Raw genomic sequence first — 15,806 nt, forward strand, 5'->3', positions numbered from 1 at the left:
GATAAATAAAAATATAAAAATGGCTGAAGCATAACATCTTTATCGATCATAACGCTTGCGCAACTGAGTCACTTGCTTGGGAAAGGGCTTCATTCCCGGTGCTCCAATATGATTGATAAAATCATTTCATTAATTGATTCTATGCAACTTGTTGCATAAAAATTACTGTCCCGATATGATCAATTGAATCAACAACGAAGCCTTCATGATTATGAATGGCTGAGTCTATGGAAATAATAATGTATCGTTAAAAGAGTAGAAGTCATGTCAAAAATTCCAGCAGTGTTCAACAAGCTCAGACTTCCTGTGATTGCCTCTCCATTATTTATCATCAGTACACCGCAACTGGTGCTCGCCCAGTGTAAAGCGGGTGTGGTAGGCTCAATGCCTGCTTTGAATGCACGACCTGCAGAAAAACTGGAGGAATGGCTCAAGGAAATCACTGATGGAATTGAGGAACACAATGCCTTACATCCTGACCGTCCTGCGGCGCCATTTGCGATCAACCAGATTGTGCATAAAAGTAATAATCGCCTCGAACATGACATGGAACTGATTGTTAAATATAAAGTGCCGATTGTGATTACCTCTCTAGGCGCCCGTACCGAAATTAATGAGGCCACGCATAGCTATGGGGGCGTAGTCTTGCATGACGTGATTAATAATCGCTTTGCCCAAAAGGCGATTGAAAAGGGCGCAGATGGCTTAATCGCGGTGGCTGCCGGCGCAGGAGGACATGCAGGTGTGAAAAATCCATTTCCATTGATTCAGGAAATCCGGGAATGGTTTGATGGACCTCTGGCCTTATCGGGTGCAATTTCGACAGGCGATGCCATTTTGGCGGCGCAAGCAATGGGCGCTGATTTCGGTTACATCGGTTCTGCATTTATTGCAACCCATGAAGCGAATGCAACGCGTGCATACAAACAGGCCATCGTGGATCATAATTCAGATGAGATTGTCTATTCCAACCTGTTTACCGGTGTACATGGTAACTATCTGGCCCCCAGTATTCGTGCAGCAGGGCTTGATCCAGCCAATCTGCCAGAAGGTAACTTAAAAGACATGGACTTTAGTACCTCTAGCGAAGATGGTACACAGCATAAAGTGAAAGCGTGGCGAGATATCTGGGGATGTGGTCAAGGTTTAAATGCAGTCAAAGCAACCACTTCGGTTGCCGAACTGGTTGACCGTCTTGAAAGAGAATATCTCGCTGCCAGAAAGCGTTTAATGCTGGGGTAGTGTTCAGAGCTAAAAGCAATGCATTTAGCTCTTTTCAAGGCCTTGTTATCCTTTATTTTTTAACGATTAATGCCAGCTTACCCACATGTTGCCCCTGATTTAAAAGTTCATGGGCCTGACGTGTTTGTTCCAGATCAAAAGATTCATAGAGTAAGGGTTTGATTTGTCCTTGGGTAATTAAAGGCCAGACTTTTTCCTGCAAGGCTGACATGACTTCCGCTTTGGCCTCAGGTGACTGTGAACGTAAAGTTGCGCCAGTATGGGTAAGGCGTTTTGCCAGCATCGGAAAAATATTGAGGTTCTGTGCCAGGCCTTTTAAGACACCAATTTGTAAAATCGTACCATTCATCGCTGCAACTTCATAATTTCGCTGGATATAATCACCTGCAATAATATCCAGTACGAAGTCTACACCTTTACCATCCGTATGTTTTTTAACTTCTTCAACAAAATCCTTCTCATGATAATTAATGGCAACATCCGCACCGAGTTCCAGACTGGCTTTTTGATGAGCTTCACTTGAAACCGTAGTAAAAATTTGTGTAGCACCAAATGCCCTGGTCAACATGGTTGCTGTCGTGCCAATACCGGAAGTTCCGCCATGAATCAGGATCGAGCTATTCGGACGAAATTTGGCATGCTGAAATAAATGCGACCAGACAGTCATGAAGGTTTCAAGCAAAATACCGCCTTCTACCAAAGTCAGCCCTTCGGGAATAAAAAGCACATTGTCCTGATGGGCAACCACATATTCAGCATAGCCACCGCCCGGTACCAATGCACAGACCTCGTCACCTGCTTTAAATTTGCTGACCGATTTACCCACTTGTTTGACAATACCCGAAACTTCCAGTCCAGGAATATCGGTCACACCCGGTGGCGGTGCATATAAGCCCTGACGTTGCATGACATCAGGTCCATTAATTCCGGCAGCAACCACTTCAATTAAGACACCGTCATCGGTCAGTTCAGGCATTGGTCTTTCACTGACCGTAATGACTTCCGGACCACCCGAACCGTTAAAGGTAATACATTTCATGTAGCTATTTCCTTAATGATCATATTGGGAACTTGATTCAATCGCTTTATGTTCAAGTTTAAAAATGAGGAATATCTCCCTATAAGGAGGAAAGATCATTCAAATTTGTTCAAAGGCAAGTCCTGCATGCTTAGTCAAACGATGAATAAACTGCGCATCAAACATGGTCGCTGGTGTCCAGAAGCCCCCTGAGCGCCCCGTCTTTTGACCTTCTTTGTAATGATCAAGCGCAAGACTCAAGGCAGCCTGTCCCAACATTTTTCCAGTCGAGCCATAACCTGGATCACGATCACCTGTTACTTTGATCTTGAGGCTTTGACCTGCTTCGGTTTTCCCGACAAAACGTAAATCAAAACGTCCTGCAAGCTGCTGTTGTGGTGTCGGACCTTCACCAGGTTTTGGTAACATATAACGCTCCATGAGCTGACTCACCGGTTTACTCACTGCCGCAAGCATAAATACCCCTAAACCAGAAACAACGCCTAAGGCTTTGAAACGTCCTTTCAAACCTTCGCCAGTTAAAATGGCTTCGTTGTAGCTAAAGTTGCTGCCATACGCATTGCCGGATAAAGCGTTAGAACGATGCACGACACGTTCATTGACTGCCGCCATCACGAAGGGCGCAATCCATGCATTAAAATCAGGATCAAATTTCGCGGTTTTAATATAAATTTGTCTTTGACTGTTGCCATGATCAGGTGGGCAAAGCACATAAGGATTAACCAGATCTTTACGCAGGGCAGGATCGGCTGCAGCTTCCTGAATGACATTGATGAGACTTGCAACCGTACCGCCGGATGCACCGCCTTTTAAGGTCTTGACCCGCATGCTGACTTGGGTCGCAGGTGCATGAAACTGTTTTTGTGCCTGTTGCTGTAAGTAATAAACTCCCATATCCGATGGAACCGAATCAAAGCCACAACAATGCACAATACGGGCGCCAGACTGTTGGGCTTGAGATTCATATTTCTCGATCATTTTTTTGATCCACTGGGTTTCCCCGGTCAGATCACAATAATCTGTACCGTTGTTAACACAGGCCTGAATCAGCGGTTCACCATATAACGCATAAGGACCAACTGTTGAAACCACCACACGTGTCTGTGCGCACAACGCGTTTAGCTCAGCCTGATTGCTCGCTTCGGCGATCAGGATGGGCAACGATTCACCCAAAGCCCCTAAACCCTTTTTAACCTCTTGTAATTTTTGTTGAGAGCGACCCGCAATTGCCCAGCGCAGTTGCTCCTGCTGAGTTGAAAAATATTCTGCCAGATATCGGGTCAGGATCTGCCCGACAAAACTGGTGGCACCGAATACCACAAGATCATAATTGCTTTGTGTCATTGTTCATTTTCCTTGATTTTTAAGTTGTTTAAGATTTCCAGAGGTTTCGGCAAATTCAGTACAACCTGAGCATCCTCCACCACATCCAGACGAAGAATTTTGGAGGCACCCAACTGATCCAGTAACTGGCTTAAAGGCCCACCATGACGAAGCAGCTTGACCTTTTTCGGTAATAACTGCTGTGCCAATGAAAGGGGATTTGATTGCACCAGCGTTTGATGCCATTTGCCGTCAACTTGATGCAGCATGGTCGCTTCAGACATTCGGGATTCGGATTTCACCTGCTTTAATACAGGTGTCACGGCAGTCAGGCTGAGATCAACCTTGCCTGTGGTATCGGTCAGGTTGGCATTAATTTGATCGGGGTCAATCTCGACATTAATTTCAGTGCGCCATTTCGGTAATTGATAGCCATAGACGCCACGAACCCGTGCAATCTCGGTATCGACAGGCAATGCCAATACATGGGCATAAAAATGACGTTGTCGAATCGCATTGGCCAGCTCTAAAATATGTGGCCCACGTGCCTCTGGTTTACGCACCACTATTGCCACCGAAACTTCGTTATAAGGATCGTTATCACAAACAGAATAATGGAAGAAGGTGAGTGCAACCAATCCATAACCTGGCAAAGCGTGTAACGGTTCTAAAGGGGCAGGTAGCTGTTTTTTGAGTTGCTTCAGTGGTGCAAGCATGAGAACCTGCACGTTGCTGCTACGATAATAAAAATTCGGTGCCCAGACCGGACCAACTCTCGATTCCACAAGTTTCTTTGGAATCTTGCGGAAAAAATCGATATTCCCGGCAGCACGATCCTGAGCAACTTCATCAAGGTTCGGGTTCATCCTAAAACGGTCATAATAGCCCCCTTTGGGAACGCTTACCCTGTGTGCGCCAAACTCAACTTCAGTAAACTGTTTATCACTGTTCATATTGGTTAACCTTTGATTGATCGAGTCATTCAAAATGCCTGTATGCCACCCAAAGCACTTTTCAACTGAGATCACTATAAGATTAAAGCTAACTTTAAAGTCAAGTACTAAAATTTTGGTTTTTAAACACCTAGGCTTGATTCGTTGAAAGTATGTAAACGAAAACATTGGCTAATTATTATAGAATTTTAATAAGCTTTTGAATTTTAATCATTCATCTTTATTTTGGTGTGTAATGCTTAAATTATAAAATTACATTTTTATTATCAGAATAGGACTAAATCTATTGACCTTAAAGCGAACTTTAATCTTAGTATAGAGTCACTATCTGTAGAGATAGCACAGCACATAATGTGATTTTACTGACATAAATTACAACATAGATCATGACTCGACAGTGTAAATTTTACACAGGAGAAACAAAGATGGCATACGTTACGACAAAAGATGGTGTAGAGATTTTTTATAAAGATTGGGGTCCACGCGATGCACAGGTCCTCTTTTTCCATCATGGCTGGCCACTCAGTTCTGATGACTGGGATGCCCAGTTACTGTTCTTTTTAAACGAAGGTTTCCGTGTGGTCGCACATGATCGTCGTGGTCATGGTCGTTCCAGCCAGGTTTGGGATGGACATGATATGGATCATTATGCCGATGATGTCGCTGCGGTCGTGCAACATCTTGGCATCAAGAATGCTATTCATATCGGACATTCCACCGGAGGCGGGGAAGTGGCGCATTACATTGCGCGTCATGGTGAAGAAAACGTTGCCAAAGCTGTGCTGGTGAGTGCTGTACCACCCATTATGGTAAAAACAGCGAATAATCCTGACGGTTTACCAAAAGAAGTGTTTGATGACCTGCAAAACCAGTTATTCAAGAACCGATCGCAATTTTATTACGATTTGCCTGCCGGTCCTTTTTATGGTTTTAATCGCCCCGATGCCAAACCATCTGAACCTGTGATCTGGAACTGGTGGCGCCAAGGCATGATGGGCGGCGCCAAAGCACATTATGATGGCATCGTGGCTTTTTCCCAGACCGATTTTACAGAAGATCTGAAAAAGATTTCAGTGCCCGTACTGGTGATGCATGGCGATGATGATCAGGTGGTACCTTATGAAAACTCGGGCGCATTATCTGCCAAATTGGTGCAAAACGGGACTTTAAAGACGTATAAAGGTTTCTCACACGGTATGCTCACCGTGAATGCGGATGTGATTAATCCTGATTTACTGGCATTTATCCGTCAATAATCCACTTTATTCAACACTATTAAAATAGAGGCCTAGATGCCTCTATTTTTTTATAACCTAATTATCTGAATCTAAAAAATTTATAAAAAATATATTATTCCATTTAATAAAACTATTGACATTAAAGTTGGCTTTAATCTTAAAGTAAATCCATACTCAATGAGGTCACAAAAATGAAAGTATTTGAAAAACTGGTTTTCCCGAATGGTTCCGAGATTCCTAACCGCATTGCCAAAGCTGCCATGGAAGAAAATATGGCAGATATCAATCATGCCCCTTCAGAAGAACTGATGCGTTTATATCAGGCCTGGGCGGATGGCGGCGTTGGTTTAATCATTACCGGTAATGTGATGGTCGATCGCCGTGCCATGACCGGTCCCGGCGGTGTGGTACTGGAAGATGAACAGCATCTGGAAAGCTTTAAACGCTGGGCGCAAATCAGCCGTTCCAAGGGTGCACAAGCGTGGTTGCAGATCAATCATCCGGGACGTCAGATGCAATCCAATTTAGGCCAGGAGACTTGGGCACCTTCAGCGATTGCACTAGATCTTGGCAAAATGTCAGATCGTTTTAATACACCGATTGAAATGAATCAGGCCATGATTCAGGAGGTGATTGACCGCTTTGCCAATACCGCACGTCTGGGTGAAAAAGCGGGCTTTACCGGCGTTGAAATCCACGCAGCGCATGGTTATCTGCTCAGCCAGTTCCTTTCTCCCCTGAGCAACAAGCGTCAGGATCAATGGGGTGGTTCTCTGGAAAATCGAGCACGCATTCTGATCGAGATCGTCAAAGCAGTACGTGCCGTGGTTGCTGATACCTTTACTGTTGCAGTAAAACTCAATTCGGCAGATTTCCAGCGTGGCGGTTTTAGTGCCGAAGATGCGCAGCAAGTGGTGCAGATGCTAAATGAACTGGCCGTAGATCTGGTCGAACTGTCTGGCGGTAGCTACGAAGCACCAGCCATGCAAGGTCAGGCACGCGATGGGCGCACCTTGGCACGTGAAGCCTATTTTCTGGAATTTGCACAGGAGATCCGTAAGGTCGCCAAGATGCCCGTGATGGTCACCGGGGGGATCCGCCGTAAGCAGGTGGCGGAACAGGTGATTGAAAGCGGTGTGGATATGGTCGGGATTGCCACTGCTTTGGCTATCGAGCCCAATCTCCCCCATCAGTGGCAGCAAGGGCAGAATACGGCGCCTGAATTAAAGCCTATCCACTGGAAAAACAAAACGCTGGCATCTCTGGCCAATATGGCTACAGTAAAATTTCAGTTGCGTAAACTCAGCCTTGGAAAACGCCCGAATCCTAAAGTTTCTCCAGTCTGGGCATTAATTCTGCAACAAGCTGCGATGACACGCCGCACCCGTCTCTATAAAAACCGGATGCGTCACTATACCGCAGCCTGTTAAAAGATACGGCTTCTACACGTTGTTATGGTTTGCATCCTGAAACTAAAGCCAATGACAGTACCTCTGCCATTGGCTTTTTTAGTTGTTGTTCTTTTTGCACCCTATAGGCAGACAATTAGGACAAACCAAACGCGCTACAACCCTATACAGTCGTGGCTAAAATGATTACCTTGACTTAAAACTAAAGAAAAATCATGGACTAAAAACGGCGATTTTCAAGTCTGTTTTTTGCTTAGAACCATAACTAGCTTAACTCAAATAAAAAAACACCCGCTTTCAGCCTGAAAGCGGGTGCCAATCACTGAATATATTTATTTTTTATGCAGACTGACCTGATCCAAGGCAGGATAAGCAACAGGCATATTCAGCGCCAATTGGGCGTCCTTCACCACATCCAGACGTAAAATCTTCGCTGCGCCTAAATCATCCAGAAGTTTCGTCAGTGGGCCACCGCTGCGTACTAGTTGCACATCCCTTGGAAATAACTTTTGTCCAAATGCCAGTGTATTTGATTGGACCGAGGTGCTGTGCCATTTCCCGTCGACCAGTTGATACATGGTCTTGGTTTCAATTCTTGACTGTGGCTTCACCGTTTTAATTTTTGGCAAAGCTGCGCTGAGACTTAGATCTGGGGTGCCATCGGTATTAAAAATCTGGGCTTTCAGTGTTTGACTGCCAATATTCAGGTCAATCGGTGTCAGCCATTTGGGTAACTGGTAGCCATAGACACCGCGGACACGGGCTATTTCCGTATCGACAGGTAAAGCCAGTACATGACCATAGTATTTATGACTACGCATCGAGCTCAATAGTTCGGTGCTATTGAATTGATGTGCGCTGGGCTGACGAACCACAATGGCAACGGAAACTTCGTCGTATGGATCAACATCACCCACAGCATAAGAAAAGAAGGTCAGTGAAACCAGACCATAGCCAGGAAAAGGCTGTAAAGGTTCAAGTGGTGCAGGAAGCCTGGCTTTGAGTTTTGCGATTGGGGCAAGCATCAACAATTGCACATTACTGGTCCGATAGTAAAAATTCGGTGACCAGACTTTACCCACACGTGTTTCTACCAGTTTTTTAGGAATAGTACGGAAGTAATCAATATTTCCAGCGGCTGGGTCTTTTGCCACTTCATCTAGATCCGGATTCATACGAAAACGATCGTAATAACCGCCTTTAGGTACATTGACTTTGTACGGACCGAATTCGACCACTGTGGTTTGCGCTGTGTCCTGTGTGGTAATGGCAGGTTGCTTCGGCTCAATGGCATAAGTTGCAGTGCTGAGTAACACACTTGCAGCTATCGCCGAGATAGAGCGACTTAAATAACGATAATTAAAATTCATGAGATTCCTCCTGTTCACACTTGAGATGCTAAGATTAAAGCTCACTTTAAGGTCAAGCATTTTTGCAGGATTTTATTCAAGCCATGCACGGGAGGAATGGATCAGTAGGGAGATATCAGTTCACTGAACAAGGGAGGGGATATTAACAAAGCCAGATTCAAGAATCTGGCTTTGCAAGCGATATTTTATTTTAAAGTAGCGAGACGTTTCACTACAGCTTCTGCAATTTCTTTACTCGACTGCGGATTTTGTCCGCTAATAATGCGGTCATCAACAATTACGTAAGAACTGAATGGAACAAATGCCCGTTTATAGTGTGCACCGCGCTGAACCAGACTATCTTGCAAGGAGAATGGGACTTGAGACTTGATCCCTGAGAGGGTTTCTTCAATATTGGCAAATCCGGTCACGCTTCGGCCTGCAATCAAAGCTTTGCCATTTTTGTCCTGTAGTGACAATAAGCCTCCTACACCATGACAAACAGCAGAGACCACGCCACCTTGCTGGTAAATCTGCTCACTGATCTTTTTCAGGCCGTCATTGTTTGGAAAATCCCACATGGTGCCGTGACCGCCGGTATAATAAATCGCCTTATAGCGGGAAGAATCAATCGCATTCGGGGCAAGCGTGGTGTTTAAACGTTGCATAAACTTAGGATCGGCTAAATGAGCTTTGGCAGATTTATCCATATAAATCGGTTTTAAGCTACGCTCATCCAGTGGAACTGCGCCACCTTGCGGACTGACAAAATCCATGTCATAACCAGCGGCTTGGGCAATGTCATAAAAATGGGTAAGTTCAGTTAACCACAAGCCTGTATGATCCGAACGGGTAGGGTAAGCTGAATGGTTGGTCATCACCACCAGAATTTTGCCTAAGGACTGGGTGTGTACATTTTGCCCACGTTCAGCAGCAAAGACTGGGTTAACCGAAAAGATCAGCATCAGAATGCTGATCCACCACTTTTGAAGATTCCAACGTTGCAACATGACAGGTTCCTCATCAATCACCTGTCAATGATCCTATGCTTGAAGTGGGCTTTAAGGTCAATAGCTTTTCATCCATTACTCAGTGAAAAACCATTAGAAAAGATGATGATTATTTTTCAGCTTTATCAGCGGTATAATAAAGATTGAGCAGGCGTTGGGCATTTTCTTCACAGGTAATTTCATCCGGCTTGTTATTAATCGCCGTAATCATCATATGAAGATTGTGTTTACTCATGGCCAGTTTCTGTTCTAGCGCTTCAATGTCCTTAATTTTACTTTCCAGCAAGCCGATCAGGATATCGTGATCCCAAGAAGTCACATTCGACGGTAAAAAAGCCTTGATCTCTGTCAGGGAAAAGCCAACCTGCTGTGCTTGCTGGATCAGGAATAATTGTTTCAGATCATTTTCACTATATTCACGATAGCCGTTAGATTTACGTTTTGCCTTGGGTAACAATTTGATCTGTTCATAGTAACGAATCGTAGGCGTACTTAAACCGCTTTGTTTTGATAATTCGCTAATATTCATTACTGATTTCCTCTTGACATTAAAGCTAACTTTAGACTTATAGTGGATTAAAAGCAAGACTAAAAATAATGTGAAACCTTGAGGTGAAAAATGTCTAAACGTATTCTGCATGTGGTAACCAATATTGCTCAATATGAAACAGTTGATCGTCCAACCGGCTTATGGCTTGGCGAGTTGACCCATGCCTATGATGAGTTTGAAAAGCATCATTACATTCAAGATATTGTGAGCCCTTTGGGTGGTCATTCTCCACTTGAACCCAAATCACTGGAGCGTTTCGTCGCGGATGCATCTGTTTTAAAGCGCAAAAATGATCCTGCCTTTATGCAGTTGCTGGAAACCACCAAAAAACCTGCCGAGATCAACTGGCAAGATTACGATGTGATCTATTACACCGGTGGGCACGGCGTGATGTGGGATTTTTTAGACAATCCTGAACTGCAACAGATCACCAGCAATATTTATGAACATGGTGGCATCGTTGCCAGTGTTTGTCATGGTTATTGTGGATTGCTCAATGTTCAGCTTGCAAATGGACAATACTTGATTGCGGGTAAAAAGCTGACGGGGTTTGCCTGGTGTGAAGAAATACTGGCTGGGGTAGCAAAAAAAGTGCCGTATAATGCCGAACAACTCGCTAAACAACGCGGCGCGAAATACGAAAAGAAACTGATTCCATTTATGCCGAATGTGGTTCAGGAGGGCAACCTGATTACGGGACAGAATCCATTTTCAGCCCGTATCACTGCATTAGCGATCATTGATGCATTAGAAAAAGTTTAATTGATGGAAAAACAGCATGATTTTATTTACAAAATCACAAATGTAAACGATAATTATTATCAATTAAGCAACATTTTTTTAATTGAATGACACACTCCCTAAGTTTTCCCAAGAAACAGATTCTACGTCTTGGTGAATCAAATCTTAATCAGCCGCTTGCACAGGGCATGGTATCTAAACCATTGTTGTTAACCAGTGCAATTGCTTTGTCCATGAATTTAATCTCTGGACAAAGCGTTGCAGGGCAACCATTAGCTCTTGCTGAAAGCAGCGCTTCATTATCAAATCAATCGCTCCAGACGTCGTCCCAAAGTAATGCCCAAAACCAGATTTATCAGATGACACCGATTGTGGTGCAGGCAGAGAAAGACGATACCATCCAGTTTGGTCAGAGTGTATTAAACCAGAAAGCGATTGACCGTTATCAAGCCAATAATGTGGCGCAATTGCTGGATCATATGCCTAGTGTAGGATCAGCGGGTTCCCCAAGACCAGGTGGGCAGACCATTAATATTCTCGGGATGGGCGGTGTAGAGGATGTTCCGATTACCCTGGATGACTCGGTCAAAAGTTTTGATAAATACCGGCAGGGCTCGGTGTTTATTGAACCCGAAATTTTAAAGAAAATTACGGTTGATAAAGGGCCGCATAATGTTGAGGTTGGCAATGGCGGTTTTGGCGGTAAAGTAACACTTGAAACCAAGGATGCGACTGATCTGCTTGAAGGCGATAATCAGGTCGGTGCATTTTTAAAGTATTCGCGTTTTTCTAATAACCAGCAAAATACTTATACCGGTGCGGTTTATGCACAAAGCAACAATGGTCTGGTCGATGGCATGTTTTATTACACCAATCGTGATAGTGGTGATGTAACACGTCCAGATGGCACAAAATTTTTATACTCCGCCCAAGAGCAAAATACCTACTTGGCTAAACTGAATTTTCATCCGACAGAGAGTCAGAAAATCAGCTTCAATGCCATGCAGAGTGGACATGATGGCTGGGAACCCTTTGCCGCCATGCGTGATCAGGATGCCGTGCCGACCGAAGCCGATATTAAAAAATATGGCTATGAAGAGGCATGGAAACGCCGACTGGTTTACCGTGACCAGAAAGATACCAGCTACTCGATTGGATATGAGTTAAACCCTGCATCTAATCCCTATGTCAACCTCAAAGCCACAGCCTCTTATTCCAAAACAGATCAACATGACCAGCGCTTACCCAGTGTGAATGGATCAGCTGCAACCTTGGGCAATGAAAGCTGGGTGACTTATACCAATACGGCTTTTAAACTCAGTAATATCAGTGATTTTGAGACTGAATACGGCTCACATAAATTAAAGCTCGGTGCGCAATATCAGAAAATGGAACAGAACTCCCTGATTTACGATAAAACCAACTCGAAAAAGCCAGATTATAATTTTGGTTATTATGAACCCTATTATATGCCAGCTGGGGATCAGCAGATGCTGAGTGCCTTTGTAGAGGATCAATATCAGATCAATAATTTTACCATTACGCCTTCTATTCGCTACGACCATATTACCAACACGGGTAAACCAAACCGTGCATCACGCTATAACGACCCTGAAGCGGGACATGATTATTCAAGTAAAACCTATACCGGCTGGTCGCCGCGCCTAGCACTCGCATGGAAACAGGCAGATGATCTGACCTGGTTCGCCAATATCAGTAAAACCTGGCGTGCACCGCGTGTCGATGAACAATATTATGTACAATCAGCGATCACCTCTGTGCCATCCACCAGTCGTTATTTATTACCTGAAAAAATGCTGGCACTTCGATTAGGCAATGAAATGAACTTCGATGATGTATTTGCAGAGGATGACCATTTACAAGTTCGCCTGACCTATCATCGTAATCGTGGAACGGATGAAATCTTCCGTAATCTTTCAACGTTCTGCAAAGCACAAGCTGAAAACAAGGCCAACGGTGGCAATGGCAGCATTAATGACTGCAATGGAAAATATCACCACGGTTTTTATCGGAATGTGAATGACTATACCATCAAAGCCTATGAAGCCGAGATTTTCTATAACCAGCCCATGTGGTTTACCGGGTTAACCTATTCTTATATTCGCGGACAACGGGATAATTCCCCAGTCAATCCATGGTTTGACCAGAAAACCTGGATGACGGATATTCCACCAAGGAAGGCCACGGCAACTTTGGGTGTCAATGTGCCTGAGCATCACCTCACAATGGGCTGGCGCGGGATTTTTGTGGCGGCACAAGACCGTAGTCTTTCGGACAATGACAAATCTATCGCCGCCTCTTCATTTTCACTGCCGAAAACCAAGGGTTATTCATTGCATGGTGTCTATGTGGACTGGCAACCGATCGGGACAAAAGGGCCTAGCTTAAATATGTCGATTGATAACCTGTTTAATCGAGACTACAAGATGTATCTGGGTGAATATATGACCGGCACAGGCCGCGATTATAAATTCAGTATTTCTCAAAAATTCTAATTCTTGTATTTATGAGCACATGAATAAACTTCAGTCCAGAAAGCTGTTAAATAGCTTCTGGACTGAAAATGACTGGATCATTTTCAAAAAGCTAGCTCAAATCTGCAAGATCAAAATTCATTCAATTTTGTCTGCTATCCAATTACATATTCCATAATTTTTTTATATATTGCGTAACTTTTTCCGCTCTGTTAGTCTTTTTTTTGCTTTCTCTGAAAATATGCCAACATAAGGATTGTATACAAGAGATTATAAATTCCAATAATCAAAAAGGAAGATAGGAATGATAAAGGATGCAGAAGTCGCATCACAGTCATCAAAAATTGGCATGATCATGACATTGGTTTTATGTTTTATTTTCGCCATTATTGAAGGCTTTGATTTGCAATCCATGGGCGTTGCCGCACCAAGAATGAAAGCGGAGATGCTACTGAACAGTACTGAAATGGGCTGGGTATTTAGTGCTGCAGTGCTAGGCACTTTCCCAGGAGCCATGATTGCAGGCAGGATCGCCGATTCGATGGGACGCAAGAAAGTATTTATTAGCTGTATCCTGATCTTTGGCCTGATGTCTTTACTGACACCTTTTACCCAACAATTGAATAGCCTGCTTCTGGTGAGATTTCTGACCGGATTAGGCATGGGCGGGGCGCTACCGATTGTAATTACCATGGTGTCTGAAGCTGTGAGTGAAAAATATAAAGCGACTGCCGTCAGTGCCATGTATTGTGGCATGCCGATTGGTGGCGTTCTCACCTCCGTGGTGGCTTTATCTCTCACTGCTGATCATGAGTGGCGGCATATCTTTTATTTCGGTGGCATCGCACCTTTATTACTTGTACCCGTTCTGATTTTCTTTTTACCTGAATCCAAAGCGTATCTGAATAAAACAGCAAACAGCCCGGCAAACCGTAAAAGTCTGGTAACTGTTTTATTTGCAAAGCCTCGTGTGCTGATTACCTCGAGTTTGTGGTTGAGTTTCTTCGGCACACTTCTGGTATTAGCGCTATTCCAGAACTGGTTACCGACTTTAATTTCAGGCTTAGGCCTCAATAAAGAACAGGCCAGTTATATCCAGATTGGCTTTAATCTGGGTGGATCAGTGGGCGTGCTCATTTTAGGTTTTATGCTGGATCGGTTGAATAAGTTCGTGATTGTTGCAAGTGTCTATAGCGGTATTTTACTCTCACTGATTGGACTGGCTTATTCTAATAGCGCGTTTAGCTTTACCTTATTTGCGACAGGATGCGGTATGTTTGTGATTGGTTGCCAGTCAATTCTATATACCTTGGCAGCCAAGTATTATCCAACAGAAATGCGGGGAACCGGCGTCGGTGCTGCTGTTGCAATTGGCAGGATAGGTGCGTTTTCTGGTCCATTAGTTGCGGGTTATTTACTGGGAACAGGGCAAAGTGAAATTGTGGTGATTGCATCCAGTATTCCGATGATTTTATTGGCAGCCATTTCAGCATTGATCTTACTTCGTAAACCGATCCATTCAGCTGAAGAAAAAGAGAATTTCAAGGTTGTCACGAGCTGATTTGGACTTATTGAGAATGGATGAGGGAAAAACAATTTTTCGACTTCTTGTCTCAATCAAAGGAAATAGCATTGCTGTTTCCTTTTTTATTTCAGCCTGAAATGGTCTCGATGACACAGTCAGGATAATTCCTTCATCACATTGTCTTTTGACTTATCGGTATCATAAAATAGCGGCAATTTAGGATGAACAGATAGGAAGAGTAGGATGTATAAAGCGATTTTCTTTGATATTGATGATACCTTGCTGAATTTTAGCATCGCCAATCGCTCTGCATTTGTGAAATCTTTCGGAGAATTTGATTTACATCATGATGATCTGACCTATTCGACCTATAAACACATTAACCATCTTTTATGGGAAAGACAGAAGTTAGGCGAAATTACTGTACAGGACGTAATTAATAACCGCTTTAAAGAACTCTTTAGTGCCTTGAAAGTTGATATTAATCACGAGCATTTTCGCGATACTTTTCAAGGCAATCTGGCAAAAGAACATACGCTTGAAGAGGGTGCTGCAGAAGCAATTCAATATTTGAGCCAAAAATATAAACTCTTCGCCGCTTCAAATAGCATTTTGCATCAACAAAAAGCGCGTTTACATTTAGCCGGTTTATTGCCACATTTCTCTGACCTGTATGTGTCTGATGATGTCGGTTTTGAAAAACCTGATCAGCGTTTTTTCCAGACCTGTTTGGCCAGAAGTAAGATTGCCAAAGAAGAAATTCTTTTTATTGGGGACAGTCTAGAAGCAGACATCAAGGGTGCCTCTTCATGTGAAATTCCAACCTGCTGGTACAATCCCAAACAAATCAAGAATGAACAAAATCTGAATATTACTTATACCATTCAACATCTGTCAGATCTGACCAAGATTCTATAAAAGAAAAGCATGCG

At 43.6% G+C, this 15,806-nt stretch carries 13 protein-coding genes; 7 read left to right on the forward strand and 6 right to left on the reverse strand.

The window, feature by feature from the left end; genetic code table 11:
* Nucleotides 1-264: 264 nt before the first annotated feature.
* Nucleotides 265-1,242: an NAD(P)H-dependent flavin oxidoreductase gene (locus ACNQO6_RS07305; protein ID WP_440208514.1), complete on the forward strand. Its 978-nt coding sequence runs from the start codon at nt 265-267 to the stop codon at nt 1,240-1,242.
* Nucleotides 1,243-1,294: 52 nt separating this feature from the next.
* On the opposite strand, the gene ACNQO6_RS07310 is transcribed toward ACNQO6_RS07305, so the two are convergent.
* The 3 genes from ACNQO6_RS07310 to ACNQO6_RS07320 all read right to left on the reverse strand — a co-directional run bounded on the left by ACNQO6_RS07310 (nt 1,295) and on the right by ACNQO6_RS07320 (nt 4,557).
* Entirely contained in the window at nt 1,295-2,281 is a 987-nt protein-coding gene (locus ACNQO6_RS07310) for an NAD(P)H-quinone oxidoreductase (RefSeq protein ID WP_440208515.1), read from the reverse strand.
* A gap of 99 nt (nt 2,282-2,380) precedes the next feature.
* Nucleotides 2,381-3,625, reverse strand: coding sequence for a saccharopine dehydrogenase family protein (locus ACNQO6_RS07315; protein WP_440208516.1), 1,245 nt, complete (start codon nt 3,623-3,625; stop codon nt 2,381-2,383).
* Nucleotides 3,622-4,557, reverse strand: a complete 936-nt coding sequence (locus ACNQO6_RS07320; RefSeq protein ID WP_440208517.1) for an acetoacetate decarboxylase family protein — start codon at nt 4,555-4,557, stop codon at nt 3,622-3,624. Before ACNQO6_RS07320 ends, ACNQO6_RS07315 begins: the two co-directional genes overlap by 4 nt.
* A gap of 425 nt (nt 4,558-4,982) precedes the next feature.
* Between ACNQO6_RS07320 and ACNQO6_RS07325 the strand changes: the two genes are divergently transcribed.
* Nucleotides 4,983-5,813 carry an alpha/beta fold hydrolase gene (locus ACNQO6_RS07325; RefSeq protein ID WP_440208518.1) on the forward strand — a complete coding sequence of 277 codons (831 nt, stop codon included), beginning with the start codon at nt 4,983-4,985 and terminating at the stop codon, nt 5,811-5,813.
* A 173-nt stretch (nt 5,814-5,986) separates the two neighbouring features.
* Complete coding sequence (locus tag ACNQO6_RS07330) at nt 5,987-7,225, forward strand: NADH:flavin oxidoreductase/NADH oxidase family protein (RefSeq protein WP_440208519.1); 1,239 nt, start codon at nt 5,987-5,989, stop codon at nt 7,223-7,225.
* Nucleotides 7,226-7,536: 311 nt separating this feature from the next.
* On the opposite strand, the gene ACNQO6_RS07335 is transcribed toward ACNQO6_RS07330, so the two are convergent.
* The 3 genes from ACNQO6_RS07335 to ACNQO6_RS07345 form a co-directional block, all read right to left on the reverse strand.
* Nucleotides 7,537-8,574, reverse strand: a complete 1,038-nt coding sequence (locus ACNQO6_RS07335; RefSeq protein WP_440208520.1) for an acetoacetate decarboxylase — start codon at nt 8,572-8,574, stop codon at nt 7,537-7,539.
* 185 nt (nt 8,575-8,759) lie between these two features.
* Nucleotides 8,760-9,563 carry a type 1 glutamine amidotransferase domain-containing protein gene (locus ACNQO6_RS07340; protein WP_440208521.1) on the reverse strand — a complete coding sequence of 268 codons (804 nt, stop codon included), beginning with the start codon at nt 9,561-9,563 and terminating at the stop codon, nt 8,760-8,762.
* A 109-nt stretch (nt 9,564-9,672) separates the two neighbouring features.
* Entirely contained in the window at nt 9,673-10,092 is a 420-nt protein-coding gene (locus tag ACNQO6_RS07345) for a MerR family transcriptional regulator (RefSeq protein ID WP_343578339.1), read from the reverse strand.
* A 90-nt stretch (nt 10,093-10,182) separates the two neighbouring features.
* Here ACNQO6_RS07345 and ACNQO6_RS07350 point away from each other — a divergent pair, with 90 nt between their 5' ends.
* The 4 genes from ACNQO6_RS07350 to ACNQO6_RS07365 all read left to right on the forward strand — a co-directional run bounded on the left by ACNQO6_RS07350 (nt 10,183) and on the right by ACNQO6_RS07365 (nt 15,792).
* Entirely contained in the window at nt 10,183-10,875 is a 693-nt protein-coding gene (locus ACNQO6_RS07350; RefSeq protein WP_440208522.1) for a type 1 glutamine amidotransferase domain-containing protein, read from the forward strand.
* A gap of 86 nt (nt 10,876-10,961) precedes the next feature.
* Nucleotides 10,962-13,370 carry a TonB-dependent hemoglobin/transferrin/lactoferrin family receptor gene (locus ACNQO6_RS07355; protein ID WP_440208523.1) on the forward strand — a complete coding sequence of 803 codons (2,409 nt, stop codon included), beginning with the start codon at nt 10,962-10,964 and terminating at the stop codon, nt 13,368-13,370.
* Nucleotides 13,371-13,653: 283 nt separating this feature from the next.
* Entirely contained in the window at nt 13,654-14,910 is a 1,257-nt protein-coding gene (gene mhpT / locus ACNQO6_RS07360; RefSeq protein ID WP_440208524.1) for a 3-(3-hydroxy-phenyl)propionate transporter MhpT, read from the forward strand.
* A 207-nt stretch (nt 14,911-15,117) separates the two neighbouring features.
* On the forward strand, nt 15,118-15,792 hold the full coding sequence (locus tag ACNQO6_RS07365; RefSeq protein WP_343578342.1) for a YjjG family noncanonical pyrimidine nucleotidase: 675 nt from the start codon (nt 15,118-15,120) through the stop codon (nt 15,790-15,792).
* Nucleotides 15,793-15,806: the final 14 nt, after the last annotated feature.

It is taken from the genome of Acinetobacter calcoaceticus (genome assembly GCF_051947995.1).
In the GTDB taxonomy this organism is placed as follows: domain Bacteria; phylum Pseudomonadota; class Gammaproteobacteria; order Pseudomonadales; family Moraxellaceae; genus Acinetobacter.

Bases quoted from the DNA above. Each gene is read 5' to 3' on its own strand.
- ACNQO6_RS07305 (WP_440208514.1), top strand. From the start codon at position 265: ATGTCAAAAATTCCAGCAGTGTTCAACAAGCTCAGACTTCCTGTGATT.
- ACNQO6_RS07310 (WP_440208515.1), bottom strand. From the start codon at position 2,281: ATGAAATGTATTACCTTTAACGGTTCGGGTGGTCCGGAAGTCATTACG.
- ACNQO6_RS07315 (WP_440208516.1), bottom strand. From the start codon at position 3,625: ATGACACAAAGCAATTATGATCTTGTGGTATTCGGTGCCACCAGTTTT.
- ACNQO6_RS07320 (WP_440208517.1), bottom strand. From the start codon at position 4,557: ATGAACAGTGATAAACAGTTTACTGAAGTTGAGTTTGGCGCACACAGG.
- ACNQO6_RS07325 (WP_440208518.1), top strand. From the start codon at position 4,983: ATGGCATACGTTACGACAAAAGATGGTGTAGAGATTTTTTATAAAGAT.
- ACNQO6_RS07330 (WP_440208519.1), top strand. From the start codon at position 5,987: ATGAAAGTATTTGAAAAACTGGTTTTCCCGAATGGTTCCGAGATTCCT.
- ACNQO6_RS07335 (WP_440208520.1), bottom strand. From the start codon at position 8,574: ATGAATTTTAATTATCGTTATTTAAGTCGCTCTATCTCGGCGATAGCT.
- ACNQO6_RS07340 (WP_440208521.1), bottom strand. From the start codon at position 9,563: ATGTTGCAACGTTGGAATCTTCAAAAGTGGTGGATCAGCATTCTGATG.
- ACNQO6_RS07345 (WP_343578339.1), bottom strand. From the start codon at position 10,092: ATGAATATTAGCGAATTATCAAAACAAAGCGGTTTAAGTACGCCTACG.
- ACNQO6_RS07350 (WP_440208522.1), top strand. From the start codon at position 10,183: ATGTCTAAACGTATTCTGCATGTGGTAACCAATATTGCTCAATATGAA.
- ACNQO6_RS07355 (WP_440208523.1), top strand. From the start codon at position 10,962: ATGACACACTCCCTAAGTTTTCCCAAGAAACAGATTCTACGTCTTGGT.
- mhpT (WP_440208524.1), top strand. From the start codon at position 13,654: ATGATAAAGGATGCAGAAGTCGCATCACAGTCATCAAAAATTGGCATG.
- ACNQO6_RS07365 (WP_343578342.1), top strand. From the start codon at position 15,118: ATGTATAAAGCGATTTTCTTTGATATTGATGATACCTTGCTGAATTTT.